The sequence below is a fragment of the Streptomyces sp. LHD-70 genome, assembly GCF_031157275.1.
Taxonomy (GTDB): Bacteria; Actinomycetota; Actinomycetes; order Streptomycetales; family Streptomycetaceae; genus Streptomyces.
Map to the genome: position 1 here is coordinate 153,787 of NZ_JAVIFW010000018.1, position 17,068 is coordinate 170,854.

18 protein-coding genes and 1 tRNA gene are annotated in these 17,068 nt (G+C 67.3%); all 19 read left to right on the forward strand.

The features are described from left to right. Positions 1 to 243: 243 nt before the first annotated feature. The 19 genes from RCO28_RS30195 to RCO28_RS30285 all read left to right on the forward strand — a co-directional run bounded on the left by RCO28_RS30195 (position 244) and on the right by RCO28_RS30285 (position 17,029). Positions 244 to 471, forward strand: coding sequence for a hypothetical protein (locus RCO28_RS30195; RefSeq protein WP_308944469.1), 228 nt, complete (start codon positions 244 to 246; stop codon positions 469 to 471). Positions 472 to 981: 510 nt separating this feature from the next. Further along, a complete protein-coding gene (locus tag RCO28_RS30200; RefSeq protein ID WP_308944470.1) occupies positions 982 to 1,899 on the forward strand; it encodes a recombinase family protein in 918 nt (305 codons plus the stop codon). Positions 1,900 to 2,489: 590 nt separating this feature from the next. After that, positions 2,490 to 3,563 (forward strand): ParB/RepB/Spo0J family partition protein, encoded by a 1,074-nt coding sequence (locus tag RCO28_RS30205; RefSeq protein ID WP_308944471.1) that lies wholly within the window; start codon positions 2,490 to 2,492, stop codon positions 3,561 to 3,563. Positions 3,564 to 3,828: 265 nt separating this feature from the next. After that, positions 3,829 to 4,167: a hypothetical protein gene (locus RCO28_RS30210; RefSeq protein WP_308944472.1), complete on the forward strand. Its 339-nt coding sequence runs from the start codon at positions 3,829 to 3,831 to the stop codon at positions 4,165 to 4,167. A 158-nt stretch (positions 4,168 to 4,325) separates the two neighbouring features. Then, a complete protein-coding gene (locus RCO28_RS30215) occupies positions 4,326 to 4,736 on the forward strand; it encodes a hypothetical protein (RefSeq protein ID WP_308944473.1) in 411 nt (136 codons plus the stop codon). Between the two features lie 333 nt (positions 4,737 to 5,069). Beyond that, positions 5,070 to 5,141: transfer RNA gene (locus tag RCO28_RS30220), tRNA-Gly, on the forward strand. A 191-nt stretch (positions 5,142 to 5,332) separates the two neighbouring features. Further along, positions 5,333 to 6,709: a hypothetical protein gene (locus tag RCO28_RS30225; protein ID WP_308944474.1), complete on the forward strand. Its 1,377-nt coding sequence runs from the start codon at positions 5,333 to 5,335 to the stop codon at positions 6,707 to 6,709. A gap of 16 nt (positions 6,710 to 6,725) precedes the next feature. Beyond that, on the forward strand, positions 6,726 to 7,610 hold the full coding sequence (locus RCO28_RS30230) for a ParB/Srx family N-terminal domain-containing protein (protein WP_308944475.1): 885 nt from the start codon (positions 6,726 to 6,728) through the stop codon (positions 7,608 to 7,610). 238 nt (positions 7,611 to 7,848) lie between these two features. Further along, a complete protein-coding gene (locus tag RCO28_RS30235; RefSeq protein WP_308944476.1) occupies positions 7,849 to 8,319 on the forward strand; it encodes a VRR-NUC domain-containing protein in 471 nt (156 codons plus the stop codon). Beyond that, a complete protein-coding gene (locus RCO28_RS30240) occupies positions 8,316 to 8,528 on the forward strand; it encodes a hypothetical protein (protein ID WP_308944477.1) in 213 nt (70 codons plus the stop codon). The genes RCO28_RS30235 and RCO28_RS30240 overlap by 4 nt, the downstream gene beginning before the upstream one ends. After that, the gene (locus RCO28_RS30245) at positions 8,525 to 8,761 is read left to right on the forward strand and encodes a hypothetical protein (RefSeq protein WP_308944478.1); all 237 of its coding nucleotides are present in this window, start codon (positions 8,525 to 8,527) and stop codon (positions 8,759 to 8,761) included. Before RCO28_RS30240 ends, RCO28_RS30245 begins: the two co-directional genes overlap by 4 nt. 78 nt (positions 8,762 to 8,839) lie before the next feature. After that, positions 8,840 to 9,385: a hypothetical protein gene (locus tag RCO28_RS30250; protein ID WP_308944479.1), complete on the forward strand. Its 546-nt coding sequence runs from the start codon at positions 8,840 to 8,842 to the stop codon at positions 9,383 to 9,385. After that, positions 9,382 to 10,848: a terminase large subunit domain-containing protein gene (locus RCO28_RS30255; RefSeq protein WP_308944480.1), complete on the forward strand. Its 1,467-nt coding sequence runs from the start codon at positions 9,382 to 9,384 to the stop codon at positions 10,846 to 10,848. The genes RCO28_RS30250 and RCO28_RS30255 overlap by 4 nt, the downstream gene beginning before the upstream one ends. 138 nt (positions 10,849 to 10,986) lie before the next feature. Continuing rightward, entirely contained in the window at positions 10,987 to 11,649 is a 663-nt protein-coding gene (locus RCO28_RS30260; protein ID WP_308944481.1) for a hypothetical protein, read from the forward strand. Between the two features lie 72 nt (positions 11,650 to 11,721). After that, the gene (locus RCO28_RS30265) at positions 11,722 to 12,810 is read left to right on the forward strand and encodes an XRE family transcriptional regulator (RefSeq protein ID WP_308944482.1); all 1,089 of its coding nucleotides are present in this window, start codon (positions 11,722 to 11,724) and stop codon (positions 12,808 to 12,810) included. Positions 12,811 to 12,924: 114 nt separating this feature from the next. Next, positions 12,925 to 14,634, forward strand: a complete 1,710-nt coding sequence (locus RCO28_RS30270; RefSeq protein ID WP_308944483.1) for a hypothetical protein — start codon at positions 12,925 to 12,927, stop codon at positions 14,632 to 14,634. 68 nt (positions 14,635 to 14,702) lie between these two features. Next, positions 14,703 to 15,428 carry a hypothetical protein gene (locus RCO28_RS30275; protein WP_308944484.1) on the forward strand — a complete coding sequence of 242 codons (726 nt, stop codon included), beginning with the start codon at positions 14,703 to 14,705 and terminating at the stop codon, positions 15,426 to 15,428. Between the two features lie 121 nt (positions 15,429 to 15,549). Further along, positions 15,550 to 15,960 (forward strand): head decoration protein, encoded by a 411-nt coding sequence (locus tag RCO28_RS30280; RefSeq protein ID WP_308944485.1) that lies wholly within the window; start codon positions 15,550 to 15,552, stop codon positions 15,958 to 15,960. A gap of 22 nt (positions 15,961 to 15,982) precedes the next feature. Further along, a complete protein-coding gene (locus RCO28_RS30285; protein ID WP_308944486.1) occupies positions 15,983 to 17,029 on the forward strand; it encodes a major capsid protein in 1,047 nt (348 codons plus the stop codon). The last annotated feature ends 39 nt before the right edge of the window (positions 17,030 to 17,068 follow it).

Below are 17,068 nucleotides of genomic sequence, written 5' to 3' on the forward strand. Positions count from 1 at the left end.
GACTCGCGAGATGATGCAGTGGCTTCAGTGGTGTGAGGCTTGTGAAGTAGCGGATTGCAGAGGTGCGCGCGCGAAGGTGATGGGGCATCACTCGTGGAGACAGACGTCTTGCGTGAAGGCGCTCAGCCTCGTCCGGATCTTGTCGCCCGCCTGAGGAGAATCTAGAGTCTTCTGGGGCTGCCTGGGAGGCGCGGGGGCGGAACGGGAGTGCCCGAGCATGCCTAATCGATACTTTTCGGCCACTTGTGGCGACTGCTCGGTGGTGAGGCCCGCGTGATGACCCGCGAAGAGCTCTTGGCCCTGCCGGTCGCCGTCGATGTCGTGACAGCCGGCAAGGCATTCAGCCTGGGACGGAACAAGACGTACGACCTGGTCAATGCCGATGAGTTTCCTGTGCCAGTGCATGACTACGGCGGCGCGAGACGAGTCCTCGCTGCTGACCTCTGGAAGGCGCTTGGCGTTGCCCCGTGAGCGCCCCACTCCGGAACAAGTTCCGGCCCGCCGACGCTGACGCCCCCAGCGTAAGTTGGGCACACAACTGCACGAAGCTAGGTGCACCACTGCACCAAGTGCTGTACGAAGGTCCGTACACCGGACGCGTAGTGTGATCTGCGCCATGGATCGGTGGTGAAGGGGCGGCCGTCGCTGAAGGGGTGCGCCTGAGTTAGCGCCTCCGGCCGTGTCAACCGGTTGACGCGCTAGCCCCTGCCTCCACCTGCGACTTTGCGGAGGTGGAGGCTGTGCGCAATGTGCACGGCGGCTGACCTGCAGGTATGTGCGTTGCCGACCGGGAGTCGGTCGTCATTTGCAGTTCAATAGACGCAACGTGCAGGGGGTCATTACAGTCCGCCCGAGTTGGAGAGGTCAGTCACGCTGGAACAGGAGGGCCCGCCTTTCGAGTCTTGCATCCAGGGGGGACAGTGGAGGGACTTGTCATACCCTTTCATCACGTACGTGGGGGAAGTTGGGGCTGGAGAGGTTATGAGGGCTTACGGCCACGAGAACGATGGAATCACCAAGATTCCGCGCGAGGCTGACCATCTGGTCGCTGCCGCACGCAAGCTCCTCGAGGAGGAGGGAGCGACGCTGGGGGGTGTCGCCACATGGATGACCGAGACCGCAGGGCCGACAGTGTCCGGACGCCCGTGGTCGCCGACTACGTTGCGCCGACGGTTGCGGAATCCAGCGGTTGCCGGACTGCGCCGGGACGCCGAGGGCGAGTTGGTTCCTGGTGTCGCCGAGCCGTTGATGGAGCGCGAGCTGTTTGAGGCAATCGACCGCTACTTCAGCGAGCGAGAGCGCGGGCAAGTGCCGCAGCACACGTACCTGTTGTCCAGTGGGGTAGCGACGTGCGACCTGTGCGATACGCCGCTCGTCTCGCGATCGACCTCCAAGGGGGTCCGGGGATACCAGTGCGAGGCCGAGGGGTGCGGCAAGATCTGGATCTCGGCCACGCCGCTCGACGCATACGTCTCGGACCGGGCCCTGGCCCGGCTTTCTCGGCCTAACGCCCTGGGAAAGCTGGCCAAGTTGCGCGACGAACTCAAGAGCAAGGCGGAGACGGCCGAGCTTGAGCTTGCTCGACTCGACAAGAAGAAAGGCGAGTTGGCCGAGGAGCTCGGGGCCACTGGCCTGACGGTGCAGGAGTACAAGCAGGCCAAGGCCGGTCTGGACGCAGCCCGCAAGAAGGCGCAGGAGGACCGACAGCGTGGCAAGTACCTCGACCAGCTACCCGACTTGACGGAAGAAGCGCTCAGGGACTGGTGGGAGAACACGGCTGGCAACGAGCAGCGGCGTGCCCTTCTGCAGCTCGTCGTCCGCGAAGTGCGGGTGGAGCCGGCTGCCAAGCGGGGCTCCAACAAGTTCGACGAGCAGCGCTTCAACATCGCCTTCCGATAGGAACATCCCAGGCCAGGTTGGGGAGTTGCCTCCTCCACAAGATTCGCACAGATGTTTGCAAGGGCTCGCGGGGGAGGCATACCCTGACGCCCCATCGACTCGTAGCGCATCTGGCACATGCCGACGGCATGGCTGTGCGCGGCTTTGGCTGCGGGCCGGTGGATCACAGCGTGAGCCTTGGGTTCGTGCCTGGGGGCAAGGAGTTGAAGCGTGGAAGCGGGCGACTCGTCACCGGAGGAAGGTGCCGAATATGGCGAGGCGTACAGGGTGGATGGCTGGGATGGAGGGATGGACTTGGGCGAGATACTCAAGGTTCTTGGCGGGGCTGATGTAGAGCCCGACGTGTAGGAACCTTGAGGCTTCTTACGCTGTCAGCACTCGTGGAGACAGTATGAAGCCCTTCATGGGCTAGGTGTGAAGCCTTCGGGTGCCCCTCGCTCCGCTTGCCCGTTCGCGCTGCCGGGCGAGGGGCGCCCCTGGGCGATCATTGATGCAAAAGACTTGACGATTGAAGTTGTTGAATAATAAAGTGATGTCATCACCTCAAAGAACACCCCCTTTGAGACCTCAGAGTGCGAGGAGTGACACACGTGAACACCGCCAAGGCTGAAGTCCAGGACATCCCCCTCGACCAGATCGAGCCCAACCCCGACCAGCCCCGCAAGTTCTTCGACGAGGGCAAGTTGAAGGAACTGGCCGCACAGTTCCGGGAAGTTGGCCAGCTCCAGCCGATCGTGGTCCGCCGGCCGCAGGGTAAGCGCAAGTTCCAGATCATCATGGGGGAGCGTCGCTGGAGGGCGATGCATCTCGTGGACGGTGCGACCACCGTCCAGGGCCAGGTCGTCAAGAGCGTCGATGACGAGAAGGCGTTCGTGATGGGCATCTCCGAGAACGTTGGCCGGGCTGACATGACGCTCATGGAGGAGGCGCAGGCGTACGCGGACTTGGTCGGGTTCGGGCACTCCGCGGAGCGCATCGCGGAGATGTTCGGCAAGACGCCGGACTACGTGAAGTGGCGGATGGACCTGCTCAACCTCACGACCGACATCGCGGCACTCGTCTCCGACGGGAAGATCAAGCCCGACTTCGCCTGGCACCTCTCCCGCCTCACTCCGGCCAACCAGAAGGCGGCCGTCACCCGTTACATGAAGGGCGACTTCAAGTCCGAGACGGACGCCTCCACCTTCGCGCAGGCCATGCGGATGAAGGAGAAGCAGGAGGGCTTCTTCTCCGACAAGGAGCTCTCGGAGAAGGAGAAGGAGGAGAAGGCCAAGGAGCGTAAGCAGGCCAAGGGCAAGGTCGATCACGTGGAGCGCGCCGGAGCCCTCCTGCAGGAGCTGGCCGGCAAGACGCCCACCGAACTCGCCGAGCTCTTCGAGGGCGAGGTCGGCAAGCACTTGGACGCGATCGAGCGCGTACGTAAGGCGGCTGCCGAGTCGGTCAAGAAGCTGCGTAAGGCCAAGGCGATGTCCGAGGCCAAGCAGCTGGATGTTCGCCCCGAGCTCAAGGTCGATGAGAGGGAGGGCGGCGCCGAGGAGTCGGAGGCCCCGAGCGCTGACGCTGTGGAGCCCGCGGAGCCCACAGAGGAAGAGCTGGCGGAGGCGGCTGAAGAGCTCGCCGAGCTCACCGAGGCGGCGGATCAGGAGCTCACCGAGGCCGCTTGATCGGGTGGTCGTGCGGCGCGTGTTGGCCGGGGCTCTGGGTGAGTCCCGGCTTCACGTGTATATGGGCGCCAGCGCTCTGAAGGGTCGGGTGCAAGTAGGGGTGAAGTGGGGTGCGTTCCGGAGGTTCGCGCGAGCGTGGCCGTGGTGGAGGGGGTGGCGATTCCTGGCGCCCTGTGATCGTAAACACTTGTCGAGCAAAGTGCCGAATGGATAGAATGATATCAGTAACTAATTAGCTCCACCCGGCAGTTCGGAAGGGAAACGCATGCCCAGCATCACGTTCCACGGAGTCACGTACGAGCCCACCGTGATGGGCCCGAGGGACAGCAGCTCTGCGATCGCCCTGGGTTTCGTGCACGACAGCAGGGAGGTGGCTCAGTGTCTGAACGAGGCCGGCCGCGAACTCATCGCCTCCACTCGCGCCCTGACCCAGGGCATCTCCGAGGGCTGCTCCTCTGAGGACCTCAAGCGACTCCAGGAGGCCCACCGCGCCTCGACTCGGGCGTTCGATGACCTGCACCGCGAATGGTCCGGCGTCTTCGGGTCCGCACAGAGCGTGCTCCACGACTACTTCACCTGGGGCGAGGGGCAGGACGGCGGCTAAGGCTGAGCGTGAATGGCCTGCGAGTCCCGGGCTCGCAGGCCGCACGCCATTCGCAGCCCAGGGTGGGGCGGCTGAAGGAGGTTGCGGGTCCGGCGGATCGCCCCGGGCCGGGTCACGGACCGCTGTGCGGGTCCGTCAGCAGGAGAGAGGTGAGGGAATTGTTCGAGTTGTTCACGCATAGGTACCAGGGGTTCGACCCCTCGATGGGGGTGCCGGTCCGCATCACTTTGGCGCCGCCGCGGTGGACGCTTCCGTACCGCCTGGAGTACCGAGTGCCGGAACTGGCTCCGGCACGCGCCTACTTCGGGACGGAGCGGGCGACGTTCGAATCGGCCTACCGGGCCCAGCTCGAAGGCCTGGGCGTCGAGGAACTGGCCAATCAGTTTCAGGGCATCGCCGTGAAGGCTGGGGATTTGCGATTGGTGCTGCTCTGCTTCGAGGACCTGGCCAAGCCCGGCGAGTGGTGCCACCGGCGGATGTTCGCCTCCTGGTGGCAGGAGCGAACCGGAGCCCAGGTCAGGGAGCTTGGCTCACTGGGCCCGGCTTACGAACAGGGGGTGCTGTTGTGAACGGCTCGTCCCCGGCCCGCGATTGGGTCGACATGACCAAGGAGGACTTCGAGAAGCCCCCTGAGTCCAAGCCTGCTGCGCCTGGGCAAGGCGAACTCTTCGAAGCGTCACCGATCCGCCCGAAGGTCCGGCGGTCCACCACGGTTGAGGGCTGTCCATACGGAACGATCGACTTGATGAGCCTCAACGAGGCTGACGAGTAGGGGCGCTCACCCTTGGGTCTCCACGCATGATGTGCACGGAAATCCGTGCGCATCATCCGTGGAGACAATTAAGAGTCTGATAGCGTTCGATTGTTGGTGAGGGCCCGCCCTTCAGGGTGGGTGCCACCGCGCGCCGGTAGTGCACCTGGTAGCACGCCCCGCTCCCGGCGGGGAGGAGTCCGTTCGAGTCGGGCCCGGCGCTCGAGGATGCGTCCGCACGGGCATGTGGTGCGGAGCCGACCAGCCCCGGAACCAATCCCTCCAGGCGTCCCCCGCGCCTCCTGGTTCCCAGGCGGTCCGGCACGGCAGGACCAGCCCCCTGCCCCTCCGGACCCGCATCCCACCCCCACAGCAAACGCCCCAACTTCCAAAGTTCTTCCGGCGGGAGGCTCGGTGTTCCACGGATCGATCCCCGCCGACCTCCGCGCGATCATCCACGAGCACGCCGCAACGTGGACCGGACAGGTCGAGGACATCTACGTCGGCTGCTCAGGGAACTTCACGATCGAACGCGTCCTGCGCGACGCCGGTGTCCAACTCCACAGCTGTGACGTTCAGTTGTACTCATCGGCGATCGGCTGGTACCTCGCCGGGCAGCGGCTGCCCATCACGCTGAGGCCGGAGTCGGCCGGCGAACTCGACTGGCTGGAGCCGTATATGGACGGCCGGGCGGGCACGCTGGCCGCGGTGATGCTCGGCACCCGGTTCCTCCAGTGGCTCGGGCGTGAGGAGCATCCGTACTACGGGAGGATGCTGACCGCCTATCGGCAGCAGTTCCCTGAGGTCCACGCCAAGACGGTCGAGAAGATCGAGGCGCTGCCATTGCGACTGGCCTCGTACGCGGCGATGGACGTCAACCAGTGGCTCGCTGAAGAAGTGCCAGCTGAGGCGCCGGTGGTGGCGTTCCCGCCCTTCTTCGCCGGGGACTACGAGTCCCAGTTCGCCGCCTTGGACAAGCACTTGGAGTGGCCAGCCCCGGAGTATCCGGTGCTGGACGACGCGGCGAAGCAGACGCTGATCGACCGCATCACTGACCGGCCGCACTGGATGCTCGGCCTGCACTTCGACGTCGAGGACCTGGCCGGCCATCTGCGCGGGCAGGTGCAGACCGCCAACCGCGGACTGCCGATCAACGTGTACTCGTCGGTGCGGCGTTCGCGGATCGTTCGGCCGCAGCAACGTCTTGAGACGGTGAAGGCTCCTCGGCTGATTCCCGGGCTGCGGCTGGGGAAGCGATTGTCTCTCGCGCCGTTGACGATGGGGCAGTTCGCGACGCTGCGCTCGCAGTACATGAACCACAACATCCGGCCCGGCACGCCGACGATGGCCCTCGCGGTTCTGGTCGACGGGGTCGTGGTGGGGGCGTTTGCCTTCTCGACGCCGAAGTTCGATCCGCACAACGTGTACCTGCTGTCTGACTTCCCGGTGGCCCCCACCTCGTACAAGAGGCTGGCGAAGCTCGTCTTGTACGGGGCGCTTTCGAGGGAGGCGCAGTTCCTCGCCCAGCGGACCATGAATACCCGGCTCACGCATCTGAACACGACGGCGTTCACGCAGCGGCCGGTGTCGATGAAGTACCGCGGCCTGCTGCACCTCAACTCCCGTAAAGATTCCGACGATCCGCTGTACCGCTACCAGCTCGACTACGGCGGCGAGCTCGGGCGGTGGTCGCTCGCCGAGGGGTTCGCGCAGTGGCGCGACCGGCACGGACAGGCAGAGGGACTCAAGGGACCCGAACATGAAAGGGACATGGAGGCCCGAGGTGAGTGAGGCACTGAAGCCCCGCATGGTCGAGGGCGACCCAAGCGACCTGACCCTGCTGGATGTGAACGCCCGGTTCATGCGGCACGAGCAGTTCCAACGCCTGGTTGCCAACATCCGCGAGGACGGCAGCCTGACCTCGACCCCGCTGGTATGGAACGACACCGAGTCTGGGCGGCGCATCGTCCTGTCGGGCAACCACCGCACCAAGGCGGCGATCGAGGCCGGCCTTGAGCAGATCTGGTGGATGGAGATCGCCGAACCCCTGCCGAGGCAGCGTCAGATCGCGCTGCAGCTCTCGCACAACGCGATCACCGGGGAGGATGATCCGGCGACGCTGAAGGCGCTGTACGACGAGCTCGAAGACGTCTCGATGCGCCTGTACTCGGGCCTGGACGACAAGACCCTGGAGCTCCTCGAAGAAGTCACCGTGCCGAGCCTGGCCGAGGCCAATCTGGACTTCGCCACGGTGCAGATCGTCTTCCTGCCGGACGAGAAGGCGGCCGCAGAGAAGGCCCTTGAAGCAGCGCGTAAGACTGCCTCTGCGGACGCCCGCTGGCTGGCTCGTATCGATCAGTACGAGAGCGTCCTTGACACCCTTGACACGGTGAAGGGCGCGCACAACATCGGCAACGTCGCCGCCGCCTTCGCCATCCTCCTTGCCATCGTTGAACGCCATCTCGGTGAGCTCGCCGAAGGCTGGTACGACCCCGAGGAGCAGTCGGCCTCACGCAAGGGCAACGCCCCGATTGAAACCGTGCTGGCCACGCGCACCATGCCGGCCGATGCCGCCGCCGTCGTCCAGCAGGCCGTCGACCGCATGGAGCGGGACGGGGAGATCGAGGCGGGGCAGCGGTGGCGGGCCCTGGAGTTGTGGGCAGCCGACTACCTCGCTGGGGCAGCCGCGTGACGCTCCCCGACGTGCGGCCGGGCCAGATCTGGGCCGACAACGACAGGCGCAGCGAAGGGCGGACCTTGCGAGTTCAAGCCGTATCCGCCCGGCACGCACAGTGCACGGTTCTCACCGCGGCGACACCGCGCGGTCGCGTCGGGCACGGAGTGCGCATCCTCCTCGAACGGATGCGGCCCACGACCACTGGCTACCGGATGCTCTACCGCCACGACGGCACGAGGGCGGAGGGCAGCGTATGAACCCGGCCACACGTGCGGAACAGCAGCTGTACGCGAAGCTACTCAAGGAGCGGTACGGCCCCCTCGACCAGCTCGAAGCCGAGCGCTTCCCCCGCGAGACTGCCCCCGTCACCACCGAACGGGCCCGTGGCGCCAGCGAAGAGCAGTGGCGCAGGCAGGTCCGCGAGATAGCCATGCGATACGGCTGGCGCCTCCAGTACCACACGGCCGACTCACGCCGCTCTGACGCCGGCTGGCCGGACGAGGTCTTCGGGCACGTCGAGCAACGGCGCACGGTGTTCGTGGAGTTCAAGACGGACAGCGGTCGTATCCGTCCCGCGCAGCGCGTATGGCTGACCCACCTGTCCGACTCCGGCTTCGAGGTCGGCCTGTGGCGGCCGAGCGACCTGCACACGGTGCTGCGTGTCCTGGGCCCTGCCCGGCAGCGCGCCAACCTGCCACCGAGCTTCCGGAGGCGCACTTCGTGAACAGCCCGTACGCCGACGAGATCAACCGCCTGCACGCCGAGATCGACCACCTGGTGACAGTCCACCGAGCTGCCGCCAGCCTGGCCCGCACGCTGACCGAGCACCTCGCGGACGAACCCTTTCGTGCCGCTGACCAGCTCGCCCGGCTCCTCGAAGGCCGCCTTGAACCCGGGGCCCTGGACGAGAGGTCGGGGGAGGCGGCGGTGTGAATCTCGCGAAGGACAACACGGCTTGGCAGCGCACCCTGTCGGTCACCCCGCTCTCGGACGCCGAGCGCCGCAAGGCCGCTCTGTACGTCGCCGGTCGCGCGGTGGGGCGCGACCGCGCCCGGTGCCGGGAGGACGTCCGAGACCTGCTGGAGCACCTCGGGCTTCTCGACCCCCGACTGCACGGCACAGGGAACGAACGAGGACTGGATGAGGACTGGATGAGGACTGGATGAGGTGAACAGCCCCCTGCGTAGCCGCCGATAGCCTCGATCTTGGAGGGCGACGCGGCCGGAGACAGGAGCAGCGCAGGGATGGCAGAGCGCCCCGAGGCATGGGAACGGCAGCCGGGTGAGTCGGCCGCTGCATGGGAGGCGTTTGCCTGCTACCGCGACCTCGGCTTGTCCCGCAGCATCAGCAAAGTCGCCGCCACCCTTCACAAGGCCCGCACGCTCATTGAGCGCTGGTCCACCGCACACCAGTGGGTGGTACGTGCCGAGGCATGGGACCGTGAGCAGGACCGGCTCTGGCGCGGTGAACGCCAGCAAGCTGCCCGCGAGGTCGCCCGCCGCCACGCCCGCCTCGCCTCGGCCGCGCAGGCCAAACTCGTCGCTCAGCTCCAGCAGTTGGACCCGGCCCGGCTCAGCCCTGCCGATGTGATCCGCTGGCTGGAGGTCACCGTACGCATCGAGCGTCAGGCGTACGGCATCGACCTCGCCGAGGCTGCCGCCGTCGGCCCCGCTGCCGTCGACGTGGCGGACGTGACCGGTCTGAGCGATGAGGAGCGTCGGGCGCGCATGGAGCAGCTGCGCCGTGAACTCGAGGCCCGGATCACCGCCGTGGATGGTGGGACACGGTGAGTATCCCGCCCGAGTCCGTACAGGGTCCGGACCCGGCCCGGATGTCGGACGCCCAGCTCCACGCCGAGATCACGGCCCTGATCGAGGCCGACTCGGCATCGGCACGGCGCTGGGCCTGCGACCGCCCCGACTGTGACGGTCTGCCGCACGAGGGCTGGCTCCACCACCATGCCCGCGCTGTGCAGCGTCTGCCCGAGGGAGGCTGGGCCGCCTGGCTGACCCTGGCGGGCCGCGGTTGGGGAAAGACCCGGACCGCCGCTGAGGCGGTGCGGGAATGGGCTGGGAAGCCGGGCACGATGATCGCGGTGGTCGCGAAGAACGCCACCTTGGTCAAGGAGATTTGCTTCGAGTCCCCCAAGTCCGGGCTCCTGGCGATCATCCCGCCCGAGGACATCCGCCGCTACAGCCCCGGCAACGGCCTGACCACCCTCCGCCTGAAGAACGGCTCGGCGATCTACGGCTTCGGCGCGGAGACCCCCGACAACCTCCGCGGCTTCGCCTTCGACAAGGGCTGGCTCGACGAGTACGCGGCCTGGAACCGGCACACCGCCCAATCCGTGTACGACATGCTGTGGTTCTGCCTGCGCGAGGCCCCATCCCCGCAGGTGATCGTATCCACCACGCCCAAGCCCCTCCCGCACGTCAAGCGCCTCGTCGAGCGCGGCCAGTCGGCCATCGGCCGCCGCAGCGTCGTCCTGACCACCGGCCGCACGGAGGACAACCGCGCCAACCTCTCCGCGGCCGCGCTCGCCGAACTCGACTCCGAGTACGGCGGCACCCGCCTGGGCCGCCAGGAACTCGACGGCGTACTCCTCGAAGACGTCGAAGGCGCTTTGTGGAAGCAGTGGATGTTCGAGGTCGAGGGCTTCCGCATCGCCCGCCCTGCGGTCCCGCCTCTGGACCGCCTGGTGGTCGCCGTCGACCCCGCCGTCACGACCACCGACAGCGCGGACTTCACAGCCTTCACGGTGGCTGGCCGCTCCTACCCCCTGGAGCAGATGTACGGCGACCGCCGCCCTCGCGGCTACGTCCTCCATGCCGAACAGGACCGCTACACCCCCACCGCCGCGATGCGCCGGGCCGCCGCGCTCTACCACGAGCACCAGGCCGACTGCGTCGTCATCGAAGCGAACAACGGCGGCGAGTACCTCCCTGCGCTCCTCGCGGAAGTCGACCCGACGGTGCCCAGCCGCGTCGTCCGCGCCACCCGCGACAAGCGGGCCCGTGCCGCTCCCGTCGCGATGCTCTACGAACAGTCCCGCATCAGCCACGTCGGAACGCCCCGTTCGCTTGCGGCACTTGAGGAGCAGATGACGACGTACGTCGGCGCGAGTGAGCACGAGGAGAAGTCGCCGGACCTGTTGGACTCGGCGGTGTGGGCGCTGACGGATCTGTTCCTGGACGCCTCGGTGCCTGGTGTGCCGTCGCGTCCGTCGGACGAGCGGCTCAACGGGCGTCGGTGACAGGCTGCTCGGAGCGGGTGCGGTAATCCCAGGGCGCCCGGACGTGCCGCGCCACACGAGGGTTACTTATAAATTTGACCCCGCACATGCGGTACCGTTCTTATAAGATCGTTGCGGTCGACCTACTCCGGAGGTTCCATGGTCCTGCCCCTCGCTGCGCCCCACCTCGATGACGATGGCGTCCACGCGCAGCTCGCCTCGCTCGGCACCAAGCTCGAATACCTTCTCCCGGCCCTCCACGCCGGCGAGGCCGCACGGCGAACGGCAGCACCCAACCACCCCTCGAACACCGCAGGAACCCGCGCCTATCAGGAACACGTGCGCGTCATCCGGGAGGAGCACATCCGTCACGAGGGCTGGCAGCGCCTCATCCACGACCACCTGGAACTGGTCTGCAACCCCGACCACAACCTGGCGATCGGTGTGATGGTCGGCGACGCGGCCACGGGTAACCCGCGGCTGCACGCCACGAACCTCCATCGCCGGGGAGCCGCGACTGAGCGTGCAGCGGAGCAGAACACGCAGCTCGAGCTGTTCGCCCGCCCCACTGGGGCCGACGAGGCGTTGCTCGGCGAAGACGAGTCGGCGTCGCTGCAGACCTGGTTTCTGGTGTCGTATCGCGCTGAGGTGGGTGACGCGGTACGGATCCATAGCGAGCTGTCGCTGCCGGGCCAGGTGAAGGGCGGCTTCGTCGTGGACTGGCAGCGGCGGATCCCGTTGCCCGCCATCGAGATGGACGGAATCGAACTGCCGGACGATGATGGGGTCGAAGAGATCGACATCCAGGTCGATTTCCGCTGACACCCAACGATGTGCGGTACCGGACGCACCCGGTACCGCACCGTGCACCACCGAACACTGAGGCAGCTCACCATGGTGACCCCATCCCGTATCACGCTGGCTAGAAAGCGCCGGGGGTTGACGCTTGCGGAGCTGTCCCAGCAGGCGAGAGTGTCCCTGCAGAGCCTGTCGAACTACGAGACCGGCCGCACCACCCCGCGGCCTGCCACCGTCGAGCGTCTGGCTGCCGCCCTGGATTTCCCCGAGGACTTCTTCAGAGGACCGGAGATCGACGAGTTGCCCGCAGAGGGAATCTCCTGGCGGGCACGGACCAAGACACCACCGCGCACCTTGGAGGCGGCTCGTGCCGCCGGCACTCTGGCGGCGGAACTGTACGAATGGATCAACCGGCGCTTCCGGCTCCCGAACCCCGACCTTCCCTCGCTCGGCAAGCCCGATCCGGAGACCGCTGCCGAGATGCTCCGCACCCGCTGGGGCCTCGGCTGCGCCGCCGCTCCGAACATGGTCCACCTCCTCGAAGCCCACGGCGTGCGCGTCTTCTCGCTCGCGCCGGACTACGCGGAGGTCGACGCCTACGCCGTATGGCGCGGAACCACACCCTTCGTCTTCCTGAACATGCTGAAGTCGCCGGAGCGCGGCCGCTTCGACGCAGCGCACGAACTCGGCCACCTGGTCATGCACGGCACTGACCACCACTGCACAGGCCCCGAAGCAGAGCGGCAGGCGAACGCATTCGCCAGCGCCTTCCTCATGCCCCAGTCCAGCGTCCTCGGGCACATGCCCGCAGGAGCGCACGTCGATCAGATCCTCAAGGCCAAGCGGATCTGGAAGGTCTCCGCCATGGCCCTGACGTATCGGATGCACGACCTGAACCTGCTCACCGACTGGCAGTACCGGTCGGTGTGCGCAGAGCTGAGTAAGCGTGGTTACCGCACTGACGAACCCCAGGGAATGAAGAAGCGGGAGACGTCGCAAGTCCTGACCAAGGTCTTTCAGAGCCTATGGGCCACAGGGGTCAGCCCCACCACCGTGGCCTCCGAGGTCGGCATCAGCCTGAACGAGATGAACAAGATGCTCTTCGACCTGACGTCCACGGCCGAAGGCGTCGGCGGCGAGCCGACATCTGACGCCCCCAAGCGGGCGTTGTCTCTGGTTCATTGAAGGATCGACAGCCAGTGACCGATAGCGCCGCGCTCCGCTACACCCCGGCGTAACAGCCGTCCCCGCAGGCAGACTTAGACTCCGCCCTCCTCCTGACCTGAACGGAGCTGGGTGTTGACTCGTTGGCGGAACCTGATCATCGATGCCTGGGGAGCCCTCTCGTACAAGCCCGCGTTCGAGCAGGCGGCGAGCGGCCGCAGTGGACGGCTCCCCGGCCATGCCGGAGCGTCCTGGATTCCTGAAGCGGATCGCCGACGCCTCGCCGCCTACACGGTGCTGGCGGCATACAACACCAACCAGGCCGCCGCCCTGCTCGGCGACGACGGAGTGGACCGCCGCGAGTACGGCGATCCCTCGCTGATCGTGAACCAGACGCTGGCCCACCTGCTGGGGGAGTCCCAGAAGATCGTGATCCCGGAGACGGTGGACCAGGACCAAGACGAGGACACCGACACAGGGCCGGAGGACGGCGGGGCAGCGGGAACGCGTGAAACGTTGCTGCGCCAGTGGGCGGAGTCCGAGCATCTTTGGCTGCGCATACAGCACGCGGAGCGCACCGCGGTTCTCCTCGGTGACACGGTCTACCTGCTTTCCTGGTCCCGCGCGGAAGGCCGGCCGGTGCTGAAGACCATCGACCCCGGCTTCTACTTCCCCGTACTGCCGGACGGAGCCATAGACGCCGACACGTACCCGGAGCGGGTCCACCTGGCCTGGGAAGTACCCGCCGACCCGGCAACGGGACGCGGCGCCACTATGCGACGGGTGACCTACGAGCTCGGAGCCATCTCCCAGGACGGCACCGCCACACGCCGCTACCCGTGGTCGACACAGCCGAGCACGCGCACCTGCTATCTGACCGACGCCGAGTGGGACTTGAAACACGTCAACCGAGGCGAAGGGGCGGACGCCCTGTCCCTCAAGCACGCCCGGTTCCGTACGAACGCGGACGGAGACCTGCTCAACCGCCTCGACCTGCAACTGGACTTCATCCCGATCGTCCATGTACCGAACACGATCAGCGGGCCGGAACACTTCGGCCAGTCCAGCCTGATGGCCGCAGCTCAGCTCCTCGATGACCTCGGTGCCGCGGACACGGACAGCCAGCGAGCGGCGGCGACGACCGGCTCGCCCATCATCGGTCTGTCGGGTGCGCGGCTCGCGGTCGATCGCAAGAGCGGTCAGCCGCTGCCGGTGCGGGTGGAGCCGGGCATGGTGTGGCCCTTGGGGGAGAGCGGCCAGCTCACCACCCTCGACACCTCCGCGCAGCTGGCCGAGATGCGTGCGTACGTGGAGGTCCTGCGGGACCGCCTGTCGGTGATCACCCGGCTTCCGGGCAGCGTGCTCGGCACTGTCGATCCCGCGCAGGTGCCGTCCGGCTATGCGATGCAGTTGAGCTTCGGCCCGCTCAACGCGATGGTGCGCTCCATGCGCCTGGCCCGCGCTGCCAAGTACCCGCTGCTCCTGAAGATGGTGCTGCGCCTCTACCAGGCGGGCGGGGTGCTGCCCGCGGGCGAGAACCCGCGCGCCGAGGTGACGTTCGGCTCGTACCTGCCCAGCGATCAGGCTGGGACGCTGGACCTGGTGGTCCGTGGCGTACAGGCGGGAGTGCTGTCCCAAGAGACGGGCGTACGGATGCTCGCGGACTCGGGTTTCCCCATCCAGGACGCCGCACGGGAACTGGAGCGCATCAACGCCGAGAAGACCTCCGCCGCAGCCAGGGAAGCAGCGATGCTGAACGCAGCCGAGGCTGAAGGCACGGGCGAACGAAACGATGATGAGGAGAACGAAAGCGCGGAGCAGACACCTGATGCCCTGACGGCTTGAACAGCCGTGCGGTACTTGGGATTAGACTGCGCCGGCGCGGGGGCGGCTGGGCAAGGAGAAGGACGCCCATGAACGCGCGCACCACCCGGTATCCACGGCCGCCGCTTCCCCTCGCCCCCTTGGGATTCCGCCGTGACGGCCGCCCGATCCTGCCGATCCTGGGCGCCTCCGATGACGATCCCGATGGGGAGCAGCTCCAGCGCGATACCTCTGCACCGCCCGCGGCACCGGTGGTGACGGGCCAGGTCACGTTCTCCCAGGACGAGCTCTCCCGCCGCTTCACCCGGGAGAAGGACCAGGGCCGCCGCGCCGGTGTCCGCGACCTGCTCGCCCAGCTTGGCTTCGACTCCGCGCGGGCGCTGGACGACTTCGTACGTGCCCAGCGCGACGCCGAACAGTCGAGGCTCTCCGACCTGGACCGCCGTGAACAGGAACTCGCCGCCCGCGAACAGCAGGCCGGCGAGCGGGAAGCAGAAGCGGTCGCACGGGAGCGGGACGCCGCGCGTCGCGCGGTCCTCGTCGGCCTCGGCGCCGCGGGAACGGAACTGGAGGACGCGGCGACCCTCCTGACGCGTACGACAGACGAGGAAGCCGACGACGCAGCCCTCCGCAAGGCCGCGGAGAAGCTCAAGACGCGCCGCCCGGAACTCTTCGGCCAACAGCTCCCCGCGCTACTGCCATCAGGGAGCCCCGACGGCGGCGTACCCGCTCGCTCGGGCAGGACCCCGCCCCGCCCCGGAACGGCCGGCCTGGACATGGCGCGCCGTCGAGGCCACCTGACCGCCAGCACCTGACCGATCACCGATCGGCCGCAGCAGGGACCGTGCCCGCAGCTTCGAGATCACGGACGACGGCACCACCTCGTGATGCCCCACCGCGCCCACGTACCGGATCTCCCGTAAGGACCGCCCTCTCATGGACCTTCAGCCGACGACCACCCGCGAGCACGTCACCGCCGACCGCCCCTGGCTGGTCTCCCGCCACGGCCTCAACGCCGCCCTGAGCATCACCCTGGACATCGCGCTGTTCAACGCAGGCGAGCACTACAGCCCCGGCCACGAGACCCAGCCCCGCTCGTGCTTCATCTCCGGCATCCCACTCGGCCGCGTCAAGGCGACCGGTCTGTACGGCCCTTGGGATCCGGAGGCGTGCGACGGCCGCGAGGTCTTCGCTGGCGTTCTGCTCACCGAGGTGTACTTCGCCCCCGGGTCCCGCCGCGCGGCCGGCTCGCTGCACTGGCACGGCGTCGTCGCGGCCGCGCAGATCCCGTGCGGCCTCGACCCGACGACGATCTCCCAGTCCACCGCCCAGATCCACTTCGTGTGAGGGAAAGAGCGGACACCCCACCATGCTCGACACGCTGCTACGCGACATCGACGCCACCGACATCAACGCCTTCGCCCGCACCATCACCACACCCGACGACTTTGAGCTGACCCGAACGGTCATGCCCGAACGGCGCCTGAACTCCGTCAAGTTCCGCATCAAGAGCAGCAAGCGGCGCGTGAACGCGGCCAAGTTCCGTGCGTACGACGCCCAGACCGCCGTCGCCCGCCGCCAGGCCGAGCGCATTATCACCGAGGGCATGCTGCCCCCACTCGGCCAGAAGCTGATCGTCGGGGAGCTAGAGCAGATCCTCCTCGACACCTCCCGCGGCGCCGACGCGAGCGAGTTCGTCGAGCTGCTCTACGACGACATCGAGCGCCACGTCGAATCCATCCACAACCGCATGGAACTGGCCGCCGGCGACCTCCTCGTCGACGGCGTCTTCACCCTCAACGGCGAGAACGGCCTCAACCTGGAGGCCGACTTCGGAGTCCCGACCGCCAACAAGCCCACAGCAGCCAAACCCTGGTCCGACCCGACGAGCGACCCCATCGCCGACGAGCTGCGCTGGATCGAGTACCTACGCTCGATCGGCGCCCCGCTCCCAGCCCGCGTCATCACGTCGTACAAGGCCCGGGCGGTCCTCGCAGCGAACGACGCCTACCGGGCCGCGTACTACGGCAGCGTCAACGGCTCTACCACCCCCACCGCGGTCCTCGCCCCGAACGAGGTCGAGGTCGTCCGCGCCCGCTACAACCTGCCCCCGATCACCGTCTACGACGTCCAAGTCTCCGTCGATGACGCGTACCAGCGCGTCATCCCGGAGGACCGCTGGATTCTGATTCCACCGAACCCCGAGTCCTGGGCAGAGACGCAGTACGGAGTCACGGCCGAGTCCCTGGTCCTGTCCTCGGGAGCCAACCCGGCCATCATCCGCGAAGACGCGCCAGGCATCGTCATCACCAGCGGCCACCAGGACGACCCGGTCCAGGTCTGGACGAAGGGCGCCGCGGTCGCGATGCCCGTGCTGTACGTACCGGACATCCATGTCACGGCGAAGGTGCTGTGACATGGGCGAAGCCGCATCGAAATCCCCTGCTGCCCGGCG